28 protein-coding genes and 1 pseudogene are annotated in these 25,103 nt (G+C 38.1%); 18 read left to right on the plus strand and 11 right to left on the minus strand.

The genetic code is table 11. The features are described from left to right. Positions 1–44 precede the first annotated feature (44 nt). The 4 genes from secA to B5X76_RS09835 are packed head-to-tail and all read left to right on the plus strand — an operon-like array spanning position 45 to position 5,589. Positions 45–3,338: a preprotein translocase subunit SecA gene (gene secA, locus B5X76_RS09820; protein WP_079642937.1), complete on the plus strand. Its 3,294-nt coding sequence runs from the start codon at positions 45–47 to the stop codon at positions 3,336–3,338. A gap of 11 nt (positions 3,339–3,349) precedes the next feature. After that, positions 3,350–3,805: an SPOR domain-containing protein gene (locus B5X76_RS09825; protein WP_079642938.1), complete on the plus strand. Its 456-nt coding sequence runs from the start codon at positions 3,350–3,352 to the stop codon at positions 3,803–3,805. Between the two features lie 12 nt (positions 3,806–3,817). Beyond that, positions 3,818–5,008, plus strand: coding sequence for a M20 metallopeptidase family protein (locus B5X76_RS09830; RefSeq protein WP_079642939.1), 1,191 nt, complete (start codon positions 3,818–3,820; stop codon positions 5,006–5,008). Between the two features lie 17 nt (positions 5,009–5,025). Then, positions 5,026–5,589 carry a hypothetical protein gene (locus B5X76_RS09835; protein WP_079642940.1) on the plus strand — a complete coding sequence of 188 codons (564 nt, stop codon included), beginning with the start codon at positions 5,026–5,028 and terminating at the stop codon, positions 5,587–5,589. Here the strand turns inward: B5X76_RS09835 and B5X76_RS09840 are convergent. Beyond that, positions 5,586–6,887, minus strand: coding sequence for a M20/M25/M40 family metallo-hydrolase (locus tag B5X76_RS09840; protein WP_079642941.1), 1,302 nt, complete (start codon positions 6,885–6,887; stop codon positions 5,586–5,588). The genes B5X76_RS09835 and B5X76_RS09840 overlap by 4 nt on opposite strands. A 199-nt stretch (positions 6,888–7,086) precedes the next feature. Between B5X76_RS09840 and B5X76_RS09845 the strand changes: the two genes are divergently transcribed. The 4 genes from B5X76_RS09845 to B5X76_RS09860 all read left to right on the plus strand — a co-directional run bounded on the left by B5X76_RS09845 (position 7,087) and on the right by B5X76_RS09860 (position 9,651). Further along, a complete protein-coding gene (locus B5X76_RS09845) occupies positions 7,087–7,401 on the plus strand; it encodes a rhodanese-like domain-containing protein (RefSeq protein ID WP_079642942.1) in 315 nt (104 codons plus the stop codon). 271 nt (positions 7,402–7,672) lie between these two features. Then, positions 7,673–9,091 carry a Glu/Leu/Phe/Val family dehydrogenase gene (locus B5X76_RS09850; RefSeq protein ID WP_079642943.1) on the plus strand — a complete coding sequence of 473 codons (1,419 nt, stop codon included), beginning with the start codon at positions 7,673–7,675 and terminating at the stop codon, positions 9,089–9,091. Positions 9,092–9,121: 30 nt separating this feature from the next. Beyond that, positions 9,122–9,424: a hypothetical protein gene (locus B5X76_RS09855; RefSeq protein WP_079642944.1), complete on the plus strand. Its 303-nt coding sequence runs from the start codon at positions 9,122–9,124 to the stop codon at positions 9,422–9,424. Next, positions 9,421–9,651 (plus strand): DUF6358 family protein, encoded by a 231-nt coding sequence (locus tag B5X76_RS09860; RefSeq protein ID WP_079642945.1) that lies wholly within the window; start codon positions 9,421–9,423, stop codon positions 9,649–9,651. The genes B5X76_RS09855 and B5X76_RS09860 overlap by 4 nt, the downstream gene beginning before the upstream one ends. A gap of 57 nt (positions 9,652–9,708) precedes the next feature. Here B5X76_RS09860 and gcvT read toward each other — a convergent pair whose 3' ends face one another. The 6 genes and pseudogenes from gcvT to B5X76_RS09895 form a co-directional block, all read right to left on the minus strand. Beyond that, entirely contained in the window at positions 9,709–10,788 is a 1,080-nt protein-coding gene (gene gcvT, locus B5X76_RS09865; protein ID WP_079642946.1) for a glycine cleavage system aminomethyltransferase GcvT, read from the minus strand. Positions 10,789–10,972: 184 nt separating this feature from the next. Beyond that, a pseudogene (locus B5X76_RS09875) lies at positions 10,973–11,802 on the minus strand (DUF6929 family protein). Position 11,803: 1 nt separating this feature from the next. Continuing rightward, on the minus strand, positions 11,804–12,487 hold the full coding sequence (locus B5X76_RS09880) for a pseudouridine synthase (protein WP_079642949.1): 684 nt from the start codon (positions 12,485–12,487) through the stop codon (positions 11,804–11,806). Next, positions 12,487–12,855 carry a DUF4359 domain-containing protein gene (locus B5X76_RS09885; protein WP_079642950.1) on the minus strand — a complete coding sequence of 123 codons (369 nt, stop codon included), beginning with the start codon at positions 12,853–12,855 and terminating at the stop codon, positions 12,487–12,489. The genes B5X76_RS09880 and B5X76_RS09885 overlap by 1 nt, the downstream gene beginning before the upstream one ends. Before the next feature lie 85 nt (positions 12,856–12,940). Then, positions 12,941–13,432, minus strand: a complete 492-nt coding sequence (locus B5X76_RS09890) for a DUF4112 domain-containing protein (RefSeq protein ID WP_079642951.1) — start codon at positions 13,430–13,432, stop codon at positions 12,941–12,943. A 1-nt stretch (position 13,433) separates the two neighbouring features. Next, positions 13,434–14,153, minus strand: a complete 720-nt coding sequence (locus tag B5X76_RS09895) for an SIMPL domain-containing protein (RefSeq protein WP_079642952.1) — start codon at positions 14,151–14,153, stop codon at positions 13,434–13,436. A gap of 132 nt (positions 14,154–14,285) precedes the next feature. Between B5X76_RS09895 and B5X76_RS09900 the strand changes: the two genes are divergently transcribed. Then, positions 14,286–14,477, plus strand: a complete 192-nt coding sequence (locus B5X76_RS09900) for a cold-shock protein (RefSeq protein ID WP_079642953.1) — start codon at positions 14,286–14,288, stop codon at positions 14,475–14,477. Between the two features lie 79 nt (positions 14,478–14,556). Here the strand turns inward: B5X76_RS09900 and B5X76_RS09905 are convergent, their stop codons facing one another. Together B5X76_RS09905 and recO are read right to left on the minus strand one after the other, a co-directional pair. After that, positions 14,557–15,048, minus strand: a complete 492-nt coding sequence (locus tag B5X76_RS09905; RefSeq protein ID WP_079642954.1) for a DUF805 domain-containing protein — start codon at positions 15,046–15,048, stop codon at positions 14,557–14,559. 83 nt (positions 15,049–15,131) lie between these two features. Beyond that, entirely contained in the window at positions 15,132–15,854 is a 723-nt protein-coding gene (recO, locus tag B5X76_RS09910; RefSeq protein WP_079642955.1) for a DNA repair protein RecO, read from the minus strand. Between the two features lie 395 nt (positions 15,855–16,249). On the opposite strand from recO, the gene rpmB reads away from it, so the two are divergent. From rpmB to rimO, 5 genes are all read left to right on the plus strand, one after another. After that, entirely contained in the window at positions 16,250–16,483 is a 234-nt protein-coding gene (gene rpmB, locus B5X76_RS09915; protein ID WP_021069554.1) for a 50S ribosomal protein L28, read from the plus strand. Positions 16,484–16,557: 74 nt separating this feature from the next. Next, positions 16,558–16,740: a 50S ribosomal protein L33 gene (gene rpmG, locus B5X76_RS09920; RefSeq protein WP_002998409.1), complete on the plus strand. Its 183-nt coding sequence runs from the start codon at positions 16,558–16,560 to the stop codon at positions 16,738–16,740. 49 nt (positions 16,741–16,789) lie between these two features. Continuing rightward, entirely contained in the window at positions 16,790–16,951 is a 162-nt protein-coding gene (locus B5X76_RS09925) for a DUF4295 domain-containing protein (RefSeq protein WP_079642956.1), read from the plus strand. 211 nt (positions 16,952–17,162) lie between these two features. After that, the gene (ftsY, locus tag B5X76_RS09930) at positions 17,163–18,125 is read left to right on the plus strand and encodes a signal recognition particle-docking protein FtsY (protein WP_079642957.1); all 963 of its coding nucleotides are present in this window, start codon (positions 17,163–17,165) and stop codon (positions 18,123–18,125) included. A gap of 174 nt (positions 18,126–18,299) precedes the next feature. Then, entirely contained in the window at positions 18,300–19,634 is a 1,335-nt protein-coding gene (gene rimO / locus B5X76_RS09935; RefSeq protein ID WP_079642958.1) for a 30S ribosomal protein S12 methylthiotransferase RimO, read from the plus strand. A gap of 35 nt (positions 19,635–19,669) precedes the next feature. Here the strand turns inward: rimO and B5X76_RS09940 are convergent, their stop codons facing one another. Next, positions 19,670–20,494 carry an N-acetylmuramoyl-L-alanine amidase gene (locus tag B5X76_RS09940; protein WP_079642959.1) on the minus strand — a complete coding sequence of 275 codons (825 nt, stop codon included), beginning with the start codon at positions 20,492–20,494 and terminating at the stop codon, positions 19,670–19,672. A 95-nt stretch (positions 20,495–20,589) separates the two neighbouring features. On the opposite strand from B5X76_RS09940, the gene rlmN reads away from it, so the two are divergent. After that, positions 20,590–21,663 (plus strand): dual-specificity RNA methyltransferase RlmN, encoded by a 1,074-nt coding sequence (gene rlmN, locus B5X76_RS09945; protein ID WP_245801017.1) that lies wholly within the window; start codon positions 20,590–20,592, stop codon positions 21,661–21,663. A 156-nt stretch (positions 21,664–21,819) separates the two neighbouring features. Continuing rightward, positions 21,820–22,410: a ComF family protein gene (locus tag B5X76_RS09950; RefSeq protein WP_176141037.1), complete on the plus strand. Its 591-nt coding sequence runs from the start codon at positions 21,820–21,822 to the stop codon at positions 22,408–22,410. A 125-nt stretch (positions 22,411–22,535) separates the two neighbouring features. Here the strand turns inward: B5X76_RS09950 and B5X76_RS09955 are convergent, their stop codons facing one another. After that, the gene (locus B5X76_RS09955) at positions 22,536–22,919 is read right to left on the minus strand and encodes a VanZ family protein (protein WP_079642961.1); all 384 of its coding nucleotides are present in this window, start codon (positions 22,917–22,919) and stop codon (positions 22,536–22,538) included. Between the two features lie 176 nt (positions 22,920–23,095). Here B5X76_RS09955 and B5X76_RS09960 point away from each other — a divergent pair, with 176 nt between their 5' ends. Continuing rightward, on the plus strand, positions 23,096–23,440 hold the full coding sequence (locus tag B5X76_RS09960; protein ID WP_079642962.1) for a PadR family transcriptional regulator: 345 nt from the start codon (positions 23,096–23,098) through the stop codon (positions 23,438–23,440). A gap of 18 nt (positions 23,441–23,458) precedes the next feature. Then, positions 23,459–25,084, plus strand: a complete 1,626-nt coding sequence (locus B5X76_RS09965; protein ID WP_079642963.1) for a PspC domain-containing protein — start codon at positions 23,459–23,461, stop codon at positions 25,082–25,084. The last annotated feature ends 19 nt before the right edge of the window (positions 25,085–25,103 follow it).

The following is a 25,103-nucleotide window of genomic DNA, read 5'->3' on the forward strand; positions in this document are numbered from 1 at the left end:
TTTGGATTCAATTTTGTGCATGTGGAAAGAGATAAAAAAAAATTATGTTAAAATTCTTAAGTAAACTATTTGGTAGCAAGTCCGAGCGTGATATCAAAGCTATTCAACCTTATGTAAATAAGATTAAAGATGAATATAGCAAGCTAACCAATCTATCACATGACGAGCTTCGTGCCAAAACAATTGAATTTAAAGCACGTATTCAGGAATATTTAAAGGAAATCGATGCAGAGATTGCCGAATTAAAGAACAAGTCTGACGATACCAATACAGACATGTCTGCCAAAACGGAAGTTTATGAGAAGATTGACAAGCTAACAAAAGATCGTGATAAAAAACTAGAAGAAATATTATTAGAGATATTGCCAGAGGCATTCGCTGTTGTTAAAGATACTGCGCGTCGTCTTACCGAAAATTCGGTGTTAGAGGTGACGGCTTCAGATTTTGATAGAGAACTGGCTGCTCGTAAACCAAATGTCACTATTCAGGGAGATAAAGCCTTATGGAGCAATTCTTGGATTGCTGCGGGAAATGAGGTGAAATGGAACATGGTACACTACGATGTACAGTTGATTGGTGGTATCGTGTTGCATCAAGGTAAGATTGCGGAGATGTCTACAGGTGAAGGTAAGACGTTAGTCGGTACGCTACCTACTTATTTGAATGCATTATCTGGTCAGGGAGTACATATTGTAACCGTCAACGATTACCTAGCGAAACGTGACTCGGAGTGGAATGGTCCACTTTTTGAATTTCACGGCTTGAGCGTAGATTGTATTGACAAGCATCAACCAAACTCTCCACAACGTCGCGATGCATACAAGTGTGATATCGTATATGGTACTAATAACGAATTTGGTTTTGACTATTTGCGTGACAATATGACGCAAACGCCAGATGCAATGGTACAACGTAAATTGCATTTTGCAATGATTGATGAGGTCGACTCTGTATTAATTGATGATGCACGTACGCCACTGATTATCTCTGGCCCTATTCCGATGGGAGATCAACACGAATTCTATCAGTTAAAACCAAGAATTGAACGTTTAGTAAACGCACAAAAAGCATATATTAATACTGTATTTAACGAAGCGAAGAAGGCTATCGCTGCTGGTGATACAGATCCTGAAGCCGGAGGCTTGGCGCTATTCCGCTCTTTCAGAGGCTTACCTAAGAACAAGGCTTTAATTAAATTCTTGAGTGAAGGCAATCACCGTCAGATTTTGCAAAAGGTAGAAAACTACTATATGCAAGAGCAAAATCGTCATATGCCTAAGGCTGACAAAGAGCTTTTCTTTGTTATCGATGAGAAAAACAACCAGGTTGAGCTTACAGAAAAAGGGATCGAGCTTATTACGGCTTCTGGTGAAGATCCAAGTTTCTTTATTCTTCCGGATGTTGGGTCAGAGATTGCAGATATTGAGAAATCAACAGCTTCATTAGAAGAAAAAGCTACGCGCAAAGAAGAGTTGTTACGTGATTACTCTATAAAAGCAGAGCGTATTCATTCGATAAATCAATTATTGAAGGCATATACCTTATTCGAGCGCGATGATCAATACATAGTTGATGAGGGCAAAGTTAAGATCGTAGATGAACAAACTGGCCGTATAATGGATGGTCGTCGTTATTCTGATGGTTTGCATCAAGCGATTGAAGCTAAGGAAAATGTAAAAGTTGAAGATGCTACCCAAACTTATGCTACGGTAACGTTGCAAAACTATTTCCGTATGTATCATAAATTGTCTGGTATGACGGGAACGGCTTCGACAGAAGCTGGTGAGCTTTGGGAAATCTATAAATTAGATGTTGTTGAAATACCGACAAATAGAGGTATTCAACGTCATGATAAAGAGGATTTTATCTACCGTACAGCTCGTGAAAAATATAATGCTGTAGCTCAGGAAATACAAAATTTAACGGAGCAAGGTCGCCCTGTTCTTGTCGGTACGACTTCTGTGGAGATTTCGGAATTACTGAGTAGGATGCTAAAACTTAGGGGGATTAAGCATAACGTATTAAATGCTAAATTGCACCAAAGAGAAGCAGAAATTGTAGCTGAAGCAGGACATCCAGGACAGGTAACAATCGCGACGAATATGGCTGGTCGTGGTACGGATATTAAACTGACAGAAGAAGTTATCAAGGCTGGAGGTTTAGCCATTGTTGGTACAGAGCGCCACGAATCTCGTCGTGTCGATAGGCAGTTGAGAGGTCGTGCCGGACGTCAAGGTGATCCAGGATCTTCTCAGTTTTTCGTTTCATTAGAAGATCCGTTGATGCGTTTGTTCGCATCAGAGCGAATCTCCAATATTATGGTGAAGATGGGTGTTGAAGATGGGGAGGTTATGCAACATAGTATGTTGACCAAATCCATCGAGCGCGCTCAACGTAAAGTCGAAGAAAATAACTTTGGTATTCGTAAGCGTTTATTGGAGTATGATGATGTCATGAACTCACAGCGTACTGTAATTTACACTAAACGTAAAAATGCTTTATTTGGAGAGCGTCTGGATGTTGACTTGAACAATGCTATCTATGATGTAGTAGAAGATGTTGTAACTGAATCCAAAGAAGGAGGTTCTTATGAAGAGTTCCAAATAGAGGTGATTCGTTTATTTGCTGTAGATCCTGCTGTGACTAGCGAAGAATATACGTCCAGTAGTATTCCGGCCTTAACAGATAAGCTTTTTGATCAAATCATAAGTCATTACGAGCAAAAGGCAAAGCATATAGCCGCTCAGACTTTACCTGTTTTAACAAATGTAATGGCTGAACGAGGAGACATGATTGAAAATATCGTTGTTCCTTTTACAGATGGTATTCGTGGCATACAAGTTGCGACAAACCTTAAAAAGGCTATTGAGACGGAAGGTAAAGAGGTATTCCGTTCTTTTGAAAAAGGTGTTGTTTTAGCTTTGATAGATGAAGCTTGGAAGGAACATTTACGCGAGATGGATGATTTGAAACAATCGGTTCAGAATGCTGTCTATGAACAAAAAGATCCGATTATTATCTATAAAATGGAAGCCTTTAACCTATTTAAAGGAATGTTGTCTAGTATGAACAAGGAGATTGTAAGTTTTCTTTTCAAAGGTGAGATCCCTGGACAAGCTCCACAACAGGTACAGGAAGCAAAGCCGGTCGTTCAGCCAAAGGTTATAGCGACAAAAGAAGATTTAAGTTCTCCTACAGGTGTTTCTGAAGAGGATATTGATAATAAATCGGGGCAGGTAACTCAACCCATCAAGAAAGATCAAGTTATAGGACGAAATGATGAATGTCCTTGTGGATCAGGGTTAAAGTATAAAAACTGTCACGGTAAAAACGGATAAAAGATAAAGTAATGTTGAAAAAAGGGTTGATTTTGGGGTTCGTTCTAGGGACAATGATATTGTCTACTAAAGCACAGCAAACGGGTGTCGTTGAAGTATCTAAGGATACGCTGATTTCCATTTTGCAAAGTTTCAGAGCAGAACATGAAATCAACCCAACAACTACACGTACTATTAGCTTAGGACCAAAGGTTGTAGATAAAAGTAAGGCCACTCGTGTCAAGAGAAAAGGTTTTCGTGTACAGATATACTCTGGCTCGAATAGAAATGAAGCCTATGCTATTCAAGGACGATTTAAGAATCAGTACTCGGATATGGATAGTTATATAAACTATGATGAACCGAACTATAGAGTGAAAGTTGGTGACTTTACGAGTCGATCTGAAGCGAATAATTTCATGCGTGTCTTAAGGAATCAATACAGCAATGTTTTCGTTTTTCAAGAAGACATTTGGGTATGGGAATAAAGCTGTCCAGTTATGAATAACCTCAAGTTTGATATCCAACAGCTAGCAAAAGCTCTTTTTACAGAAACTGTCAATATACGTCGTCATCTTCATCGTAATCCAGAACTTTCGTTTGAGGAATTTGAAACCGCGACATTCGTAAAGAAGATTTTATCAGAGCTTGGTATCAGTTACCAAGCTATGGCGAATACGGGAGTTGTCGGTCTTATTAAGGGAGAATTGCCCTCTGATAAGGTCATTGCTTTGCGCGCAGATATGGATGCTCTTCCTATCATGGAGGTAGAGGGGCGATCATACGGTTCACAGCGGCCAGGTGTTATGCATGCTTGTGGGCATGATGTACATACTTCTTCCCTATTGGGCGTTGCGAAGATTTTGCAAGAGCTGCGGCCTCATTTTGGTGGGACGGTAAAGTTAATATTTCAACCTGGAGAAGAAAAGCTTCCTGGTGGAGCTTCTTTAATGATTAAGGAAGGGGTATTGAATAACCCTAACCCAACAGCTATCTTTGGCCAACATGTGATGCCCTTTATTGAAGTTGGCAAGGTCGGATTTAAGTCGGGGCAGTATATGGCTTCTACCGACGAACTTTATATGACAGTCAAAGGTAAAGGAGGCCATGGAGCTCATCCACATCAGAATATAGACCCAATTGCTATAACAGCTCAAATTATAACCGCCTTACAGCAGGTCGTAAGTAGGTACGCTGATCCAAGAATTCCAACAGTGTTGTCCTGGGGAAAGATCGCGGCTAATGGAGCAACGAATATTATTCCAAATGAGGTCTATTTGGAAGGAACGTTTCGTACCTATGATGAAAAATGGCGGGAAGGAGCGCATCAGCGAATGACAAGTATGGCCAAAGGAATTGCAGAAGCTATGGGAGCTACTTGCGATTTTGAGGTGCGTAAAGGTTATCCTTTTTTGACGAATGATCCCGCTTTAACAAATAAATCAAGGATTCTTGCCGAGGAGTATTTGGGAAAAGAAAATGTTGTTGATTTGGAGCTTTGGCCCGCAGGCGAGGATTTCGCATATTATTCACAAGAGATTCCTGCTTGTTTTTATCGACTAGGAACAGGAAATGTGGCCAAAGGAATTAATTCGGCCGTCCATACCTCCACATTTGATATTGACGAAGATGCTTTGCAGTTGAGTATCGGTCTGATGGCCTATATCACGATAGGCGAGTTGAATTCTTAGCATTTAGCTTCTGAAAAATGTCTTCACATCATATTGTACGGGAGAACCAAGAGCCTGCGCTTCTAATCCAAGACTTTAAAGCTCTGGATAGGGAAATGTTAGATCAACTTTTAGAGTGGTCCCCTACTATTATTGTTGATGAATATGCTGTAGATTTTCTTCTTGCCGAGGAAATAAAAATAGATATCGTTTTTTCCAAAAGCACACCCTTTTTTATTCAGGAGCAGACTAAGCTATTTTCTATTAGAGATTCCTTTTTAGATAGTGCTTTTGATTATTTAATTTCTAATTCGTATTCTGCGGTGAATATCCTTTGTTCGAGTCTCGATAGTTTGGCAGATAAATATGCTGCATTCATTAACATTGTAGCCTTTTACGATAATAAGAGATATGTTTATGTACAAGGGCATTATGAAAAGTGGAAGCAGAATGGGGAGAAAGTCTATGTAAATGAGGGAGCAGTGAAGTCCTTAGAAGGATTGAGGAGGCTTGGCCAGGGTGTCTTCGAAACAACGCATAGCGGCTTCTTTCGATTGGATTTCAATTCCTCAGACTTCATCTGCGTGGGTGAAGATATTTAATCTTTAAGTTTTTCTACACGGCTGGGTGTTTGGGAGCCATTAATGATACCAGTAGCTCCGATAGCAATAGCTTCAATACTTGACTTTATATTATCAATATCTAAAGTACTGACATCATCTTTGACCGTATGATAAAACTCATCTTTGTCAATCTGAGAAGTAGAAAAGGTATGTGCGGGTACCCCTAATGCCGCTAGAACAGCATTGTCACTACGATAGAACAGGTTTTGTTGCGGATAGGGATCTGGGTAAAATTTGAAAGAAGATCCAATTAGATTTTGTTGCATGAGGCTTCCGAGGTTCGATTTGTCATAGCCCGTTATGTAAAGAGAGTTTGGGCCAAACTTTGCGTCTTTTCCGATCATTTCTATGTTTATCATGGCTACAACACTGTCCGCATTGATATTGTTTGAAAAGTACTTGGAACCAAACATGCCAATTTCCTCCGCTGTAAAAGCCACAAATATTAAAGTTCGTTCATTATTATTAAGACTCTTATAATATTTTGCCAGACTGATCATTGCTGTTGTTCCAGACGCATCATCATCGGCTCCATTAGCGATCGAGTCCTGTCCTTCGGACTTGATTATGCCAATATGGTCATAATGAGCAGAAAATATCACGTATTTATTAGGTTTTGACTTTCCAGGAATAACTCCTGCCACATTTGAAAGGGAAATGGCCTTTACATTGTTATTGCTTACTATTTCAAAGTCTTTTGCTATTTTATCGGCAATGACGAAAACTTTAGTTGCTGAGGAGCCCGTTGCTGAAACAATATTTTCTTTGTTATAGATTTTGTTAAAGCGGGCTATAAACGAATTAAAAGTGGGATCGACAACGATTATGGCATTCTCATTCGATTGAGCAAAAGCTCTAAAGGAGCTTGCAAAATCGTCCTTTTTAGTTATAGTATATACAGGAATATTTGAGGAGGCATTCCAGCGGGTATGGGTTTCATCTCCCAATATCAGAAAGCTGCTTTGCTCTAAAATATTGCCATCCCAGGTAATGGAGCTATTTAGTCTACTGACCTGTTGCATGAAAAAAGTTTGCCTATAATTGCTTTCTGTGTACGAGTTAAGGCCGATCAAGCGAAATTCCTGTGCGATAAAATCTGCTGCCCGGTCTGCGTTCTCAGTTAGCGCATGGCGTCCCTTCATATCGTCCGAAGCTAGTGTATTTAAAATTCTTTCGATATAAGGTTTGTCTATTATCGATTGTGAAGGCGTCTGACTGAAAGCAGAGCTGCTGAGGAATAATGTAGAGAGTAAGGGGAGTAAAAGGCTGTATTTCATCTTTTCTGTTTTAGGAATCGTGGTACAATTTAGCAAATATGGCTGAAATAATTTTTTTAGTTATGTATTCGGGAATTTCAAGCATTTTATCTAAGTTTGATTATATTAAGTTAAAACAAAGAAATATCCTTGTTGTTTATAGGGTGTTCAATCCCAATTCATAAGGGAGTAAATATTGACAAACGAAAATCAAATATATATGAAAGAAGTTACAGTTCAAGAGTTAAAATCAATGATGGATCAAAATGAGCAATTTCAGTTGATTGACGTTCGCGAATCATTCGAATATGAGGTTTCTAATTTGAATGGGTTAAATATACCTTTAGCAGGGATCTTAATAGAATCGGAAAAGGTCTCTAAAGATATTCCGGTTATTATTCAATGTCGTTCTGGAAAACGTAGTGCACAAGCGGTTATGTTATTAGAGCAGCAAGGGTTTGAAAATTTATCGAACCTTAAGGGCGGAATATTGGCTTGGAAGGAAGAAATCGATCCTGATATTGACGTGTACTAAAATAGCGACGAGAATTTAAAATCTAGTTCGCGTTAATTTGTTGATAATAAAAGAGGTATTCGAAAGATTACCTCTTTTTGTTTTGCACGTGTTATGGGAGGCTTATGGCGGTTAGCTATTGATTTTACGATAAAAATTACAAGCTTTGTAAGCTACAGATGATGAATTAGTATTGTCGATGTTCTTTTATTGATATTTTGGTAAAAAAGCTGAATGTCAGTGTTTTCGTGGGCTGTTTTTGTTAATTTTATATAACAAATTATAGACGCATATGTCAACAAAAAATACGTATAGCTTTTTTAAAGGAGTGGAACGAAGCTTCGATAAAGCGGCCAAATTCACTCGGTTTTCTAAGGGAATATTAGAACAAATAAAGGCGTGTAATTCTATTTTGCAGGTGAAATTCCCAGTTCGGATTGGTGATCAAATTGAGGTTATAGAAGCCTATAGAGTGCAACATTCTCATCATAAATTACCTTGTAAAGGCGGAATTCGGTTTAGCATGGAGGTTAATCAGGATGAAGTGATGGCTCTTGCTGCCCTGATGACCTACAAATGCGCTATAGTGAACGTGCCGTTTGGCGGCGGTAAAGGTGGAATTAAGATCGATTCATCTAAATATACGGTCTCTGATTTAGAAAGGATAACTCGCCGCTATACTTCTGAATTGTGTAAAAAGAACTTTATCGGACCGGGAATAGATGTTCCTGCTCCAGATTATGGGACGAGTGGAAGGGAAATGAGTTGGATTGTAGATACATACTCTTCTCTAAATCCGAATGATGTTAATGCTATGGCATGTGTTACGGGAAAACCGATCTCCCAAGGCGGCGTTAGAGGACGGGTAGAAGCGACTGGATTAGGTGTGTTTTTCGGCATACGGGAGGCATGCTCTATCGAAGAAGATATGAAAAAGCTTGGGTTAACGACAGGGATAAAAGGTAAGAGAATTATTGTACAAGGTTTGGGAAATGTTGGATATCATGCTGCCAAGTACTGTCAAAATGCTGGAGCCATTATTGTTGGATTGATTGAATATAATGGTGCAATCTATAATGAGGAGGGTATAGATGTCGATGTAGCGCAAGCATATCGATCAAAGAATGGATCGCTTTTGAATTTTCCAGGAGCAAAAAATATCGAAAAGGCTGAAGAGGGGCTAGAGCAGGTTTGTGATATTTTAATCCCGGCAGCTTTGGAGGCCGTCGTCCACGCGGGAAATGCGGACCTTATTCAAGCAAAGATAATCGGTGAGGCTGCAAATGGACCATTGACGCCAGAAGCGGATGAAATTCTTAACAAAAAGGGCATATTGGTGATACCTGATATGTATCTTAATGCAGGAGGTGTTACGGTTTCTTATTTTGAATGGCTAAAAAATTTAAGTCATGTTCGTTATGGTCGTTTAGAGAAACGATTTAGTGAAAATCGTTATGCAGAAATTGTGAACTCCGTAGAGGATCTCACAAATAAGAAAATATCAGAAAAGGAGCGTAAGCTGATTTTGAAGGGGCCTGATGAGATTGATTTGGTTCACTCTGGTTTGGAAGATACGATGATGGGATCTTATCAAGAGATTCGTGATGTCTGGATGAATACGCCTGGTGTAGAAGATTTGAGAACAGCGGCATTTATCTGTGCCATTAATAAGATTGGTGTGGCTTACGAGGAACTAGGTATTTTTCCATAAACCCTGATCCTTTTTTCGTATTTTCGAAGCATGAAAAATTTATTTCACCAGACTAAACAGGCATTCTATTTTAGTCTGGCTTTTTATTTATTGACAATAGCGATGATGGTGCTTAAGGTGCCCTTTTCCTTAGTGTTGTTTAGTGTATCATTGTTAATATCTATGATCTGGGTCATGCTGGTGTTACGAGAGGTTATGTTATCGACGAGGGTGAACAACGTAGAACGTGTCGTTTTAATACTTTTTGTTATTTTGACAAATATTCTAGGAGGTATCGTATATTTTGTATTTGTTAGAGAGCGGGTAATTGGTAAAGAAAATATAAAAAAATGAAGAAACATTTTATTTTAAACTTGCTACTGAATTTAGGTATAATCTTTTTGATTATGAGTGGTGTTGCTGCTTACCAAAGCGGTAATATGTTGATTTTAGGAGCCGCTATAGCTATATCTGTTGTTTTAATCTATTTGAAGGTGGTTCTTCTGAAATATGTGAAGACAGATTTGGTAAAGCGACAAAAAGAAAAGGCCTCTACGGGGAGCAAAAATAAAAAGGGTTAATATTTAAATATTAACCCTTTTTATTTTTTATTTATAATACCTATACTTTGCAGTGTACTACTTTACAAAAGGAGGTTTTTTGACTATTGCCTTAATTTTCTGATTTCTTATATTGATATAAATATCAGTTCCTTCTTTTGTAAATGCATTGTTGACATAGCCTAAGCCTACAGATTTTTTTAATGTAGGCGATTGTGTTCCTGAAGTTACACGCCCGATTATATTGCCATCTACATCTACGATTTCGTAATCATGACGAGGGATACCTCTATCAATCATTTCAAAACCAACTAATTTTTTTGGAGTACCAGCCTCTTTCTCGGATTTTAAATTTTCAGAATTTACAAACTCCTTTGTAAATTTCGTTACCCAGCCGAGACCAGCTTCTAGAGGAGAGGTAGTATCGTCGATATCGTTTCCGTATAAGCAGAACCCCATTTCTAAACGAAGGGTGTCACGTGCTCCTAGACCTATTGGTTTGATACCAAATGGTGCTCCAGCGGTGAAAATAGCATCCCATACCTTCTTCACATCTTCATTTGCTACGTAAATCTCAAATCCGCCCGCACCAGTATATCCCGTCGCAGATACGATAACGTTTTCAACACCAGCAAACGTTCCTTTTTGGAATGTATAATATTCCATGGAAGCAAGTTCTATGTCGGTGAGCGACTGCAGTGCCTCTGCGGCTTTTGGACCTTGGATAGCTAATAAAGATGTCTTATCGGAGATATCTTTCATATCAACGCCAAAGGTGTTGAATTTGCTTATCCAGTTCCAGTCTTTCTCAATATTGGAAGCATTAACAACCAAAAGGTAAGTTTGATCATCCAATTTGTAAGTTAGGAAATCATCAACTATTCCGCCATTCTCGTTTGGTAAGTAAGCATATTGTACTTTACCATCGTATAGTTTGGATGCATCGTTGGAAGATACTTTTTGGATTAAATCCAGAGCTTTTTCTCCTTTCAAGATAAACTCTCCCATATGACTCACGTCAAAAACGCCTACAGCATTACGTACTGTTTCGTGCTCATCATTTATGCCAGAATATTGTACAGGCATATTAAAACCCGCAAAAGGGACCATCTTTGCACCTAATGATACATGCAAATCTGTCAAAGCTGTGTTTTTCATCAGAAATTAATTGTTTTTTGAAGGACATGAAGCGATCATAGATGGGATGTGCTTTTTCTTATTTTGCACGGATAACATCATGAAAGTTTCATTCTTTAGCTATATAAAATGTATTATTACAAAAATACTTATAAAGTTGAGATTATAGCCTTATATTTTGCAATATTGATAAAAATAGATTGGTTTATTTTGGAACCGACAGTTTGTAGATTATTGTGGTCGATGCTTGTTGGTCAGAATCTTCACAAAGTAAAAATATCAACTGTTTTGGATCTTCTCGGTAGATTGAAAGTCCCTCAAATTTATGCGTATTAGAGATTGGAATAAATGAGGTTAGTGCTAACGTATTTAAGTCTATTGACCCAAAGAAGGATCCCCTATTTGACCATCTTCATATGTAGAGCCCGTCTGTTCAATAGCTGCAATAAAATATATTTTTTCACCAACTAGAATCGCATCAGTAAATGCTGGGCATCCAGTTTCTTGTTCAGGCAGTGGTATGTCTATGTATTTTATCGGTGTCAAGAAGTCTTTTTTTATTAATATAATACCGTTGTTTTTTTCAGGGCCATTGCCTCTATTAAAGAGATAGAGTGTATCCCTGTGTAAAAAGGAGCCTTCGATATTAAGATTTTTAGAATTTATACCTAGTTGGGAATGTATCTTTTCAGACAATGTAGCGGTCGAGAAAGATTCGGCATTGTCGAACGAGGTAAGTGCTACTTGAAAATTCGTTGTTCTGCTAGATGTAGACATAGAACCAAGTAAATGTAACGAATCTTTGTACTTAAAAATCGATTCTAAATCTAATTTGCTTTTTTTTGGTACCCTTTCATTTTGATTTGACATATCAATCAATAGATTTTTGTCCAGCTGCTTTTTAGGTATACTATAGGTATAAAGATAGTTACTATCGTCACAGACAATATATAGTCTATTTTCTTCGTAATAAATCCCTGAAGCGGCGCTCAGTCCCATGATGCTACATAATACTTCGAGGATAATGTCTTTCATATTACATGCTTATTTTTAGAATGTCAAGTACACGTAGGAACTCCGGCTGCAAGTCTGCTTTTATTTCAATAGTTTCTCCAGAATGAGGATGCTGAAAGGATAGACTTGTTGCATGAAGGAGCATGGTATCCATTGCAAAGCGTTCTTTCCATAATTTATTCTGCTTATTGCAACCATGGGGTCTATCTCCGATTATAGGGTAGAGTATATGTGCAAAATGTCGACGTAACTGGTGCATTCTGCCTGTTTCAGGGTTGGCCTCTACAAGTGAATATCTAGATGTAGGGAACTTTCCATGTGGAACTTCTATCTCAGCCTGTGCTAGCCTGTGGAAGTGCGTTATCGCATTTTGTGAGGTCCCGTTTTCTTTGATTAAGGGATAGTCAATGACCCCTTTATCGGCACAGAAACCACGCAATATCGCCCAATAACGTTTGTCTATTTTTTTTTCGGCAAAGAGTGTTTGTGCAAGCCGGTCTGTTTCTTTATCCAGCGAAAACAACAAAACACCGCCTGTTTTTCTATCCAAACGATGTGCTGGATAAACGGTCATGCCTATTTGATCCCGTAGTTTTTGAAGAGCAAATTCGGTGGTGTCATTAGCTATAGAAGACCGATGTACGAGTAAACCGTGGGGTTTATTTACAGCAATCAAAAAATCATCTTTATAAAGAATTTCTAACATTATAAATCTTTTAATATACCGATTATCTCATCCGCTTTTTCATCGATCTTAGGGCTTAACCAGACAGTTCTGAAGGCTCCAATTCCTATAGGAGCCTCTTTGTCCTGCCATTTGAGCCGGACAATAGAGAATAAATAATAGTTTTTAATCGAGACAGTTCGATCCATAAAATCTTGAGTGATTTTATCACCAAATAATGTCATACCCAAGCGGACAGCATCTTGATCTTTGTATTTTAATTGTTTTTCGAGAATACTTGTTGCTTTAGTTTTAATAACCTTCTCAAATTGTTCTCTAGGAGGATTTGTTAATATAGCACCCAAAATTAAGGCAAGCATGACCAGGGCAAAAATTCTCGTTTTAGACATACCACAAACCTAAATAAAATGCTTTGCTTTCGCGAATAGTTGTTTTTAAAAATGGTGATAAACAGCTGTATTTTTTGCCCATTATCTAGAATAGATTACTGATATAGTCGATCAACCATCTCGAGAGTGCCCACATAATATAGAACACGAGTATGCAGACCAAAAGTAATACAATGAAGATACTGATCAATAGCCCTTTCGCACTTCCTTGGTGTTTGTTCTCAAAATAATGCTCACGTAGTATGGTAATGTTTTTTTGATTAGCCTTATTAAAGAAATCAAAAATCTGACCAAAGAAAGGAATGGAACCCCAGAAAGCATCATAAATGACATTTAACAGCATCTTTACCGCTGCTTTGGAACCTACCCCATTGCGAATCATAACAAGTACTAATAAAATGGAAGTTGCAAAGGCTATAAATTGGCCGGCATATGGTATTAAATTTAATAAGGGATCCAGACCAAATCTGAATCCCCCGATATTAAATTTATTGTCTAAAATTAAAGATACGCGCTCAACCCAAAGGAACTCCTTTTTGAGTTTCTGAATGCGATCTGATCCGGATGTCGCGTTCACGTTATTTTAATTCAAAAACACCATCAATGTAACAAGTCAATTTAATCGGACGGATATCAATATTTAAATCACTTGATTCCATTCCTCCTGCCATATCCATACTTGCAGATTTAGCATACATTGCTCGAGGCATAGGTATCAAGTCATTGAAGTTAATACTACTATTATCGTTGATGACCAAAACTTTCCCGACAGACTGTCCGTCAGCGGCAGCAAGTATTTCTGCATTTTGTCTTGCATCTTTCACTGCGATTGTTTTTAATTCTCGCTCAATTTCTCTTTTTTGAGAATGATCGTAACCATTAATGGAAGTGCTTTGCAGACCCTGCGGATCAATTTTTTCTAACATACTATTCAAGCCGTTTAGATTCGTAACCTTGATACGATATTGGCGAGACTGCATAAGCTCGTTGTTTTTTTTCTTGTTTTCGTAATTATAGCTATAGATGTTTTGGATAGTAACATCTTCTTTCTTTACGCCGGCGGCCATGGCGGCATCAAAAAGCTGCTTTTCTATGGTTTCTATTGCTACTTTTTTCTTTGTATTGCCATCCATATAGAACTCTTTGAGACTAACGGAAAGATAAATAATGTCTGGGGTGACCTCTTTTTCGGCATATCCTTTAGTAGCTACTTTTCGACTACTTTCTATGTTTGTACTTTGAGCGTTTACCATAACGACAGAACTGATTAAAAAGAATAGAGCGATTATTTTTTTCATGATACTATATTTCTAAAAGTTTAATACATCGATAGACAAAGAAAATGACAAAATGTTTAATATAGTTTTAAAATAAATGGTAAGTTTTTGTTTTTTATCCATTATCTTTAGAGAAATTAATAAATTAAAGTAATGCAAGAAGGTAAAGTAAAGTTCTTTAATGAGACCAAAGGTTTCGGTTTCATTGTCCCTGCGTCAGGCGAGAGCGAAATTTTTGTTCACGTTTCAGGATTAGTTGACAAAGTTCGTGAAGGTGATGATGTCACTTACGAAGTTGAGCAAGGCCGCAAAGGTCTTAACGCGGTAAATGTAAAAGTTATCTAGTAGATTCTATTATATATTTATTGTGAAAAAGCCCGAAACTCTTAGAGTTTCGGGCTTTTTTTGCTTAAATTATCAATAACTATTGATTGTCGTTTTTGAATGGATTGTTCTGATTAGAGAATGGGTTATTTTGCCCCGAAAATGGGTTGTTGACATCGCGTTGTCCTGCAAAAGGATCTTCATTTTCACCACCTTTTGGATCCGCTCCGTATTCATTTTGACCCTGATCACCCTCTTGGATCAGTAGGTAGAGCACATAAAAAATTCCGATACAAGTTAACACCCAAAGATAGTTCCATCCTGATTTTCCGGTGTCATGTAAACGTCTAACAGTTACAGCAAGCCCTGGAATGAATACAGCTAGTGAGTATATTCCACCAAGAACACCCGTTCCGCCGCCGTAAGCAGCAAGCTCATCCCCTCCCATCTTTAATCCAAAAATACTATCTACAATACCTAAAACGATACTGATACCGATATTGACCAAGGTGAACATCCAGTATTCTTTTCTTCTGGCACGTCCGTTAAAATTTGCATAATTGTCTCTGACGACTTTTAAATACCATTCCATAGTTGTTATAATTTATTAGTAGTGAAGTTTTGTAACAAAAGTATCGTTACTCAAAAATAGAATAAATTTTTAAGACAGGAAATTTAATGGAAAATTTCTTCTAGAATCTCTAATGAGTTCACAGCCCCGAAATTGTCTGAATGAAGTCGGTAGAAATTGATAATTTGCTCGAGAATATATATGCGATCCGAGTGTTTTATTACGAGATTATGGCTCTGTTCGTAACTGCTACCCAAGATGGTGCTGAATAAGCTTGTGTGTGGTTCTTGTAGTACATAACTGTGGGCAGGTAGATTGTTAATGAAGCGGCCCTCCATCAAGTCGAAATAAGGTTTTGATTGCGCTGTTGTGCTCGGGAGGTATCCCAGGAATCGACTCAATTTCATCAAAAAGCATAAATGAAAGTTCTGAATTGGGAGATCGGTTTGATCTAACCAAAGGATAGACTGAAAAACGAAATGAAACAGTTGGGGATCGGGTTGTTGATGTCGAAGTACTTTATACAAAATTTCATTTAAGAATAGAGCTACAGCACTTTTTCTGATATCTAGTGGGATGTGTAATAAAGCGGGGGCTGGATGAGCTTCTTTGATCCGCTGTAAAGAATTGTCTTCTTTCACGTATACAACCATATCCAGAAGGTGAAGAGGTTGTAACATATTGACATGTATTTTTGCTCTAGGCTTTCGCGCGCCATTGATTAAATAAGATTGTAAACCAAGGTCTTCTGTGAATATTTGCGTGACGATACTGCTCTCTGAGTAATTTGTTACTTTGAGTGCGATACCTTTGGTTTTTTGTAACATTAATTTGCCGAATATATTGTGCAAACAAACTTAATGAAATTAGGTCTCTTGTCAAACTTCCGGTAACTCCCCTCCTATTTTCACATGTATATAATCTGTTCTTTAATGGTCATATGGAATATCCAAAATATTTTCATGTGTGTTTGTGCAGTCAGTGCTACATGGATATTTTACATTTATTAAATGTGAATTGTTGAAAACTATTTTGTGGATCCAAAAGGAAAATAGTATTTCAAAACATATACCTTTGTGAATAAACCCCATTTTAAGATTATTTTAAAAATAATTCTAGTCTGAATTGTTGTAAATCCAAAAAGAAATTTAGATATTTGCAAACTCTTTGCAGAGAGTGCAAAGGTGATTTGTGTAAATAGACAACATTAAAAATAAATATCATGTCAAGAATTTGTGATTTAACAGGCAAAACGGCATTAAAAGGAAATAACGTATCTCACTCGAACGTTAAGACCAAGCGCAAGTTTTATCCTAATTTACAAACCAAGCGTTTCTACATTCCTGAAGAAGATCGTTGGATTACGTTGAAAGTATCTACGTCTGCAATTAAGACAATTAACAAAAACGGAATTACTTCGGTTATCAGTAAATTTATCAAAAAAGGATACGTTTAGTAGATAACTGCCTGTTAATTAAAGATATTCATGAAATCGATCCGTCAACTGACGGATTAAAATAAAGTAAAACAATGGCTAAAAAAGGAAATAGAGTACAGGTAATATTAGAATGTACTGAGCACAAAGAAAGTGGTCTTCCAGGTATGTCACGTTACATCACTACGAAGAACAAAAAGAACACTACTGAGCGTTTGGAATTAAAAAAATTCAATCCGGTATTGAGAAAAGTAACTGTTCACAAAGAAATTAAATAATTCATATTTGAATAAGTGTTATACTTGTTCATTTTAAAAATATCATACTATGGCAAAGAAAGCGGTAGCATCGTTACAAAAAGGTGGTGGTAAAGAATATACGAAAGTAATCATCACAACTAAGTCTGCTAAAACAGGGGCTTATTCTTTCAAAGAAAGCATGGTGCACAATGACAACGTAAAAGACGTTCTTGCTGCAGCAAATAAATAAGCAGAAGATATTCCTTTTTTAAAGTTTTTCTTTAGAAAATTTAAGAGCCGTTTTGGTGCATAAGCCGAAAGGGCTTTTTTAGTATATTTGCTTTCGAAGAATGAAGGAAACGGAATGTTGAAAGCTCGAAATGCTGTAAAGTACGTTACTTCTGACTTTTAATTTCTTAACCGAGCTTTTTTAGAGCTCATCTTTTAGATAATTTGTAAACATGGGGTTATTCGATTTTTTTAAGAAGAAGCAAGAAACACCTGAGGCACAAGAGGCCCTGGATAAAGGGTTAGAAAAGACTAAAGAAGGTTTTTTCTCGAAGATCACGAAGGCTGTCGTTGGTAAAGCGACGATAGACGATGATGTGTTGGACAATTTGGAGGAAGTTTTGGTTACGTCAGATGTTGGTGTGACGACTACTTTAAAGATTGTAGAGCGGATTCAACAGCGTGTCGCGAGAGACAAATATGTTGGAACAGAAGAATTGAACCGACTTTTAAAAGAGGAAATCCAAGAACTGCTAGCAGAGAACAATAGCGATGATTTCCAAAATTTTGAGTATGGTAATCACAAGCCCTATGTTATTATGGTTGTCGGTGTGAATGGTGTTGGAAAGACAACAACAATAGGTAAGCTAGCCCATCAGTTGAAAGCAGCAGGAAACAGTGTGGTTTTGGGTGCTGCAGATACTTTTAGGGCCGCTGCTGTAGATCAGATAAAACTATGGGGAGAACGTGTCGGAGTGCGTGTGGTTGCCCAAGCAATGGGGTCAGATCCTGCTTCAGTTGCTTTTGATACGATAAAGTCTGCAGTATCTAATGGGGATGATGTTGCTATTATAGATACGGCTGGACGCCTACATAATAAAGTTGGGTTAATGAATGAGTTGGGGAAGATTAAAAATGTGATGCAAAAAGTCATTCCTGGTGCGCCTCACGAGATTTTGCTCGTTTTGGATGCTTCTACTGGACAGAATGCGATCGAGCAGTGCACACAGTTTACCCAAGCTACCGATGTCAACGCCTTGGCGTTGACCAAATTGGACGGTACGGCAAAAGGTGGCGTTGTAATCGGCATATCAGATCAGTTCAAAATTCCGGTTAAGTATATTGGCGTAGGTGAAAAGATTGGTGATTTGCAGTTGTTCAATAAGAAGGATTTTGTAGAATCACTCTTTAAATAAGTTTTTGTCGCATCGATCTAGGGTTTGCATCGATTTCTCCAAGAACAAAAATATTTATAAGTGATGGCAAGGTGCAGGTGGTTCCATGTGTTGTACACACTGCTCAATACTATAGAGTGAGACCATTCCCAATCATCGGGCGCACTTTCATGGCCATTAAGAGATAATAATTAAATGAAAACAAAGCAAACAAAAGCTGCAATTTCTACAGCAAGACCACGGGTTAACGTGGTTACATTAGGCTGTTCAAAAAATATTCACGATAGTGAGGTTTTGATGGGGCAATTGAAAGGCAATCAGATTGATGTCGTTCACGAATCCAATAATATTCAGGCCAATGACATTGTTGTAATTAATACATGTGGATTTATCGATAATGCGAAGCAAGAATCTATCGATACCATATTACAGTTTTCTGAGTTGAAGGACCAAGGGAAAGTGAATAAGGTAATCGTTACAGGGTGTCTTTCTGAGCGCTATAAACCCGAACTTCAGACCGAGATCCGGAATGTAGACGCTTATTTCGGTACGAACGATTTGCCAGATTTGTTGTCTTCAATAGGAGCGGATTATAGACATGAGCTACTGGGCGAACGATTGTTGACTACTCCTTCTCATTTTTCTTATTTTAAGATAGCAGAGGGATGTAATCGACCCTGTTCATTCTGTGCTATCCCATTAATGCGGGGCAAGCATGTGTCCAAATCCATCGAAGATTTGGTTAAGGAAGCCAAATTTCTTGCATCTAATGGTACAAAGGAACTTATTCTTATCGCTCAGGATCTGACCTATTATGGACTTGATATCTACGGGAAAAGGAATCTTTCCGACTTATTACGGCATCTTTCTGATGTAGAAGGTATTGACTGGATCCGACTGCAGTACGCTTATCCCTCCGGATTCCCGATGGATATATTAGATGCAATGAATGAAAGGAGTAATATCTGTAATTATCTTGATATGCCATTACAGCATATTACAGATAATATGTTGACGTCAATGCGCCGCGGTACGACCAAGCAGAAACAGATCGATTTAGTAAATAAAATAAGAGATAAGGTACCTGATATTGCCTTGCGGACAACATTGATCTGTGGGTATCCGGGAGAGACGGAACAAGATTTTGAAGAGATGCTATCTTGGGTAGAGGAAACTCGCTTTGATCGTTTAGGATGTTTTACTTATTCGCATGAAGAAAAGACCCATGCTTATAACCTGGAAGATAATGTTGCTGAGGAAGTCAAGCAGGAGCGTGTGGATGCCATTATGGAAGTGCAGCAGGGAATATCTTACGATATCAATCAGACTAAAGTCGGAAATACCTATAAGGTATTGGTCGACCGGGTAGATGGAGATTATTATGTTGGTCGTACGGAGTTCGATTCACCAGAGGTGGATAATGAAGTTATATTAAGTGCAAAAGACAACTATCTGAGGATAGGCGATTTTGTAAATGTAACCGTTGATCGAGCAGAGGATTTTGATCTGTATGGATCAGTAGTTAAATAAAATAAAGAGGGCATTTTTTAATGCCCTCTTTATTTTTATAAGAATTTTTTAAAGATAGAGTAGAGTATCTTTAGGTCGTCTTCCGTCAGTTGCGCCGTGTTTGTGTCGCGCTGTATATAGTGCTGTTTAAATGCTTTAATGCTAGCATCAAGGTTTTTTACATCATATCCGATTACGCGTAAAGCAAGTCTAGGATCAAAATTTGTAGGGACACTTTCTAAATAATCATCGTACCAGTAACCAAACCCATTCTCCGCAAGCGTTTTCCAAGGAAATCTAGAGGGATCATTCTTCCGTGTAGGAGCGTAGTCCATGTGTCCAATAAAATTTGCTTGAGGAATATTGTACGTTTTCTTAAGGTAGGTCAGGAGTTGTATAAGGGACTGGATCTGTTTGTCGGTCCAGGGGTCTGTAGTGCCATTGTTGTCGAGCTCAATGCCAATTGAAGAGGAATTTAAGTCGGTATCATTTCCCCAGCGACCTGCCCCCGCATGGTGTCCTCGGTATAAATCATTCACCATCTGTACTATTTTTCCGTTTCTACCGATAACATAATGCGAACTTACTCCAGCTTTGGTACTGTGGAATGTTTTTACGGTCTGGGCTAAAGAATCCTGGGCTGTATGATGGATCATTACGTAATTCGGTTTGCGAATACCAAAATTGATGGAACCAATCCACTCCTTATCTATAGTTTCAATTTTTTCTAATTGTGTGCTTACAGGAGCTTCTTTATATTGGCTGGCGAATTCTTTAGCCTTTTTCTTGTATACTTTTTCTGTAGCAGCATATTTGTTGGAGCTGCAGGAGGCCATTAGTGCTAGTACAGCGAGGAGAGGGATAAATAAAGACTGTTTCATTATTATTTGTTGATTTCCATGCAATATAGCAATACTAGCGCAAAATTTGATGTAACGCGCTTGATGCGGAAACAAATACTATAAAAAGAAGAAAATTGACGTATCTTTGTATCGTGTTGAGTACTACAAAATTGATTGATATACGAAGTCTTTCATTAGAACAATTGAAAGATAAGCTGGTTGAGATGGGCGAGCAAGGCTTCCGTGCGAAGCAAATTTACGAATGGATCTGGCAGAAGTCTGCTATTGACTTTGATCAGATGAGTAATTTGAGCAAGGAGTTGAGAGAGAAGCTCAAAGCGGGTTTTACAATAAACTTCGTGAAAGTCAAGGAATCTCAGGTGAGTAGTGACAAGACGATCAAAAGTAGTTTTAGCCTTTATGATGGCAACATTATTGAAGGCGTTCTTATTCCGACTCCGGATCGAATGACAGCTTGTGTCAGTTCTCAAGTAGGCTGTAGCTTGACCTGCAAGTTTTGCGCAACCGGTTATATGGATCGAAAACGTAATCTTAATGCGGATGAGATATACGATCAGGTTGTATTAATCAGTAAACAGGCCGAGGATAATTATGGAATACCACTCAGTAACATTGTTTATATGGGTATGGGAGAGCCATTGTTGAATTATGCTAATATGATGAAGTCGGTAGAGCGTATTACGGCACCCGATGGCTTAAATATGGCCGCCAAGCGTATCACCGTATCTACCGCTGGTATTGCCAAGATGATTAAAAAACTAGGTGATGACGAGGTTAGGTTTAACCTGGCACTCTCTTTACATGCCGCGAATGACTCTAAGCGAAATGAAATCATGCCGATCAACGAGCAAAACTCGTTAACGGCGCTCGCCGAGGCGTTGAGATACTACTATTCTAAAACGAAGAATCCCGTTACTTTTGAATATATTGTGTTCCATAATTTTAATGACGAATTGCAGGATGCCAAAGAATTAGCAAGATTCTGTAAGCATGTACCTTGCAAAGTCAATATTATCGAGTATAATCCGATATCTCTAGCCGATTTCGTAAATGCAGAAGCTGATAAAATTGAAACTTTTGCCAGCTATTTACGTAGCCAAGGTGTTATAACTAATGTCCGACGAAGCCGTGGGAAGGATATAGATGCTGCTTGCGGACAGTTAGCAATAAAGGAAAAAGCAAACTAATTCGTTTTTCCAGCATATTTAGTTAAGTTTACAGTATACCAATAGTAGACTGTTTTGGACTTAAAAGCTTTTCTCAAAGACTTATTACATACATTACTACCCGAATTGTGTATGTCTTGTGATGCTGTTTTGTTCGCTCAAGAACAGGTGCTCTGTATGACATGTAGGTACCATTTGCCGTTAACGGATTTTCACTTAGATGCGGACAATGCAACCGCTAGACAACTATGGGGCAAATTGGACTTCCAACTTGCGATGTCGATGCTCTATCTCTCTAAAAGCTCCAGAACAGAGCGATTGTTACACCGGTTGAAATACGGAAATAAACCACAAATAGGAGTTTTCCTGGGAAGAATGTACGGCTTGACATTGAAAAATACCATAGCTCAGCAGCAGTTTGATATGATTATCGCAGTCCCTATTCATAAGAAGAAGCTCCGTCAAAGAGGCTATAATCAAGCATACCAATTTGCAAAGGGATTATCCGATTCGCTCGGTATATTCGCATATGAGGATATTTTGGAAAGAAAGGTATATTCCGTCAGTCAGACCAAAAAGAGCCGTACAGAACGTTATGAGAATGTGAAAGGGGTATTCGTAGTTAGTAAAAAAAGTCCACCATTAAAAGATAGGAATGTTCTCTTGGTTGATGATATTTTGACAACAGGAGCGACAATTTGTGAGGCGGGAATGGTTTTGCGTAACGCTGGAGCAAAGGTCAGCGTATTGACAATTGCTAGAGCTTAGCCTTTATCTTCTTTTTCCAGAGATTGGTTTTGGACACCCGCAATCTTTATTAAAGATGCCACAGGACTGTAGTGTTAGTCCCAGGATCAAAAAGCATAAGAACCAAGTTAAATATCTTCTTTTCTTCATTTCTCTCTTTTATAAAAAAATATAAAGGCAAATGTAGCCATTCCTATTCCTGTAATGTCTGCAAATATATCCCACAGATCAGCGGTTCGTGTAGGAGATAGATATTGTTGAGCAGCCTCTGTAACAAAGGCAAATATAACAGTACTAATAACAACTTTGGTAATGCTTAACCATTTATTTACAGATCTTTTTGACTTAAGAATGGATTCCCAGTATAAAAGGATACATAAAATAAAGAATATTCCGCAGTGAACCATTTTATCAAAGCCTTCATAAAAAGTTACACTATCGACTTCAAAGCTTCGAGAAGGAAGAAGAAGGATGGTCAACATTAATATAGCCCATACAATAGCCCAAATATAATTTTTCAGATACCTCATCGTCCCAAATCTCGTATTTAGGAATGAAATAAGCGTTATTTTATTGAATTAAGTTTTCTTAAAAAATGTTAATGAAAAATTATATACCTGTATTACAGTGTTTTATGATTTATATTTAAAAAATATAGTACTATGTATTGCAAAGTACCATCCAAAGGATATAACTTTGTATTGTTATGGTAGCAGAGAATACACAAACCCAGATGCGAAAAGGGATATTAGAATACTGTATCCTTTCCATTATTTCCAAAGGAGAGATATACGCTTCAGATATAATTGCAGAACTAAAGAAAGCGGAGTTACTGATTGTAGAAGGTACCCTGTACCCTCTATTAACCCGACTCAAAAACAATGGTTTGCTAAGCTATAGTTGGCAAGAGTCTACTTCGGGGCCGCCTCGAAAATACTATCAGATCACTTCTGAGGGGTTAGAGGTACTACACAGATTAGATATTACCTGGAAGGAACTCTTATATGCCGTTGAAACCTCATTGACCGGACGTAAAGAAACCAAGAATTAACCATTAGAATATATCATCATGAACAAGACAATAATTATCAATATAAATAGCATTGTTTTTCATATCGAGGAAGATGCTTACGAGGTCCTTAGAAGTTATATGATCGAGATAAAGAGGCACTTTAGCCAATCAGATGATAGCGGAGAGATACTACAGGATATTGAAAATAGAATAGCCGAGATGTTTACGGAGCGGATTCAGGCAGGGCGTAAGGAAGTAATTTCGATGGTAGATGTGAATGAAGTCATTGCGCAGATGGGGCGTGTGAGTGATTTTGAACAAGCAGACGAAACGACAGAGGAACCCTATGAGTCAAAATTTAGAGAGGAATATAGACGTGTCGTTTCGGAGAAAAAACTAATGCGTAATCCCGACGATACTGTGATCGGTGGTGTATGTAGTGGTTTGGGTTATTATTTTGGGCTACAAGCCAAGTGGGTTCGTATTCTTTTTATATTACTTTTTTTATTCGGTGGGTCAGGAGTTCTTTTGTATGTCGTTCTTTGGATTGTCATGCCTACAGCCGTTACTCGGGCAGACCGAATGTCTATGCGAGGGGAAGAGCCCAACCTTCAGAATTTTAAAAAGAATTTTGAAGAAGAGCTAGACGGGTACAAAGATGAATTTTCAACTGTCAGGGGACAATTTAGTAAAGGAGCTCAAGCGGTTGGAAGTGGAGTTTCTAGTTTTTTTCGGTTCTTGGGAAAAGGGCTCGCGTTTCTAATGCTTTTTTTCTGTGGTATGGTGATCATTGGGATGTTGGTAACCCTTGTGGGGTTTGCAACAGGTATTCTTGGATACCAAAATGAGATGGTCTTTCCAGGGCTGGAATTATTGTCTACCGGACAGGCGTTAATTGCATTATTAGCTGGAGTGATGGCTATTACCATTCCCTTTATTGCATTATTGCATATTTTTCTTCGTATGTTATTGAATACGAGTCCAATGAATAACTATCTCTCCTTGAGTCTGTGGGCGGGCTGGATTGTATCTATTATTTTGGTGCTGTTTTATGTCTTCGTGGGGATTCAGGAATACAAAGAGTCTAGTACGATCAAAGTAGAAAAATCTTTGGAGAAAAGGAGTGTTTACCATTTTGGAGAAAAAGATATTCGGGTAATTGATGGGGCGACATTAGAGAATGGAGATAAAAAATATACACTTAAAATGAAGCGTGAAGAATTGTCTAAATATTTGAGAAGAGATATTAATATCCGGTTCGAATACTTAGACTCTTTAGAGACACCTTATATCCAATACAACTATTTTGCCAAGGGACGTACTTATCAAAGCGCTTCAGAACGAGCTTCAAGGATTAACTATCTTGGCCATGAGGATAAAGGTAAGGTCGTATTTGATAGTCACTTTGCATTAGCGACAGACGAGCCCTATCGTGATCAATCGGTGTCTGTGATTGTATTTCTACCGGTAGGCTCTAAAGTTACGATAGATGAGTCTATTCATAACAAGATGTGGTATCTCCCTTATTCAGACTGTAAGAATGAGTATGCCGACGATGAAAAAGAAAAGCATACAGAGTGGGTTATGAAACGTTCAGGGTTACAGTGTGCACCCTCACATATAGAAAAGCCCAAAAAGAAAGAGGAAGATGCAACTAAAGCAGAAAAAGAGTCGTCTAATTAAAAGTCGGGATTAATTTATT

The sequence above is a fragment of the Sphingobacterium nematocida genome (assembly GCF_900168125.1).
Classification (GTDB): domain Bacteria; phylum Bacteroidota; class Bacteroidia; order Sphingobacteriales; family Sphingobacteriaceae; genus Sphingobacterium; species Sphingobacterium nematocida.

Bases quoted from the DNA above. Each gene is read 5' to 3' on its own strand.
- B5X76_RS09895 (WP_079642952.1), bottom strand. From the start codon at position 14,153: ATGAAAAAAATAATCGCTCTATTCTTTTTAATCAGTTCTGTCGTTATG.
- B5X76_RS09845 (WP_079642942.1), top strand. From the start codon at position 7,087: ATGAAAGAAGTTACAGTTCAAGAGTTAAAATCAATGATGGATCAAAAT.
- B5X76_RS09850 (WP_079642943.1), top strand. From the start codon at position 7,673: ATGTCAACAAAAAATACGTATAGCTTTTTTAAAGGAGTGGAACGAAGC.
- B5X76_RS09965 (WP_079642963.1), top strand. From the start codon at position 23,459: ATGAACAAGACAATAATTATCAATATAAATAGCATTGTTTTTCATATC.
- B5X76_RS09940 (WP_079642959.1), bottom strand. From the start codon at position 20,494: ATGAAACAGTCTTTATTTATCCCTCTCCTCGCTGTACTAGCACTAATG.
- B5X76_RS09855 (WP_079642944.1), top strand. From the start codon at position 9,122: ATGAAAAATTTATTTCACCAGACTAAACAGGCATTCTATTTTAGTCTG.
- B5X76_RS09830 (WP_079642939.1), top strand. From the start codon at position 3,818: ATGAATAACCTCAAGTTTGATATCCAACAGCTAGCAAAAGCTCTTTTT.
- B5X76_RS09825 (WP_079642938.1), top strand. From the start codon at position 3,350: ATGTTGAAAAAAGGGTTGATTTTGGGGTTCGTTCTAGGGACAATGATA.
- B5X76_RS09835 (WP_079642940.1), top strand. From the start codon at position 5,026: ATGTCTTCACATCATATTGTACGGGAGAACCAAGAGCCTGCGCTTCTA.
- recO (WP_079642955.1), bottom strand. From the start codon at position 15,854: ATGTTACAAAAAACCAAAGGTATCGCACTCAAAGTAACAAATTACTCA.
- B5X76_RS09840 (WP_079642941.1), bottom strand. From the start codon at position 6,887: ATGAAATACAGCCTTTTACTCCCCTTACTCTCTACATTATTCCTCAGC.
- rimO (WP_079642958.1), top strand. From the start codon at position 18,300: ATGAAAACAAAGCAAACAAAAGCTGCAATTTCTACAGCAAGACCACGG.
- rpmG (WP_002998409.1), top strand. From the start codon at position 16,558: ATGGCTAAAAAAGGAAATAGAGTACAGGTAATATTAGAATGTACTGAG.
- B5X76_RS09905 (WP_079642954.1), bottom strand. From the start codon at position 15,048: ATGGAATGGTATTTAAAAGTCGTCAGAGACAATTATGCAAATTTTAAC.
- B5X76_RS09880 (WP_079642949.1), bottom strand. From the start codon at position 12,487: ATGTTAGAAATTCTTTATAAAGATGATTTTTTGATTGCTGTAAATAAA.
- B5X76_RS09950 (WP_176141037.1), top strand. From the start codon at position 21,820: ATGACATGTAGGTACCATTTGCCGTTAACGGATTTTCACTTAGATGCG.
- B5X76_RS09900 (WP_079642953.1), top strand. From the start codon at position 14,286: ATGCAAGAAGGTAAAGTAAAGTTCTTTAATGAGACCAAAGGTTTCGGT.
- B5X76_RS09955 (WP_079642961.1), bottom strand. From the start codon at position 22,919: ATGAGGTATCTGAAAAATTATATTTGGGCTATTGTATGGGCTATATTA.
- B5X76_RS09925 (WP_079642956.1), top strand. From the start codon at position 16,790: ATGGCAAAGAAAGCGGTAGCATCGTTACAAAAAGGTGGTGGTAAAGAA.
- B5X76_RS09860 (WP_079642945.1), top strand. From the start codon at position 9,421: ATGAAGAAACATTTTATTTTAAACTTGCTACTGAATTTAGGTATAATC.
- ftsY (WP_079642957.1), top strand. From the start codon at position 17,163: ATGGGGTTATTCGATTTTTTTAAGAAGAAGCAAGAAACACCTGAGGCA.
- B5X76_RS09960 (WP_079642962.1), top strand. From the start codon at position 23,096: ATGGTAGCAGAGAATACACAAACCCAGATGCGAAAAGGGATATTAGAA.
- gcvT (WP_079642946.1), bottom strand. From the start codon at position 10,788: ATGAAAAACACAGCTTTGACAGATTTGCATGTATCATTAGGTGCAAAG.
- B5X76_RS09885 (WP_079642950.1), bottom strand. From the start codon at position 12,855: ATGTCTAAAACGAGAATTTTTGCCCTGGTCATGCTTGCCTTAATTTTG.
- secA (WP_079642937.1), top strand. From the start codon at position 45: ATGTTAAAATTCTTAAGTAAACTATTTGGTAGCAAGTCCGAGCGTGAT.
- rpmB (WP_021069554.1), top strand. From the start codon at position 16,250: ATGTCAAGAATTTGTGATTTAACAGGCAAAACGGCATTAAAAGGAAAT.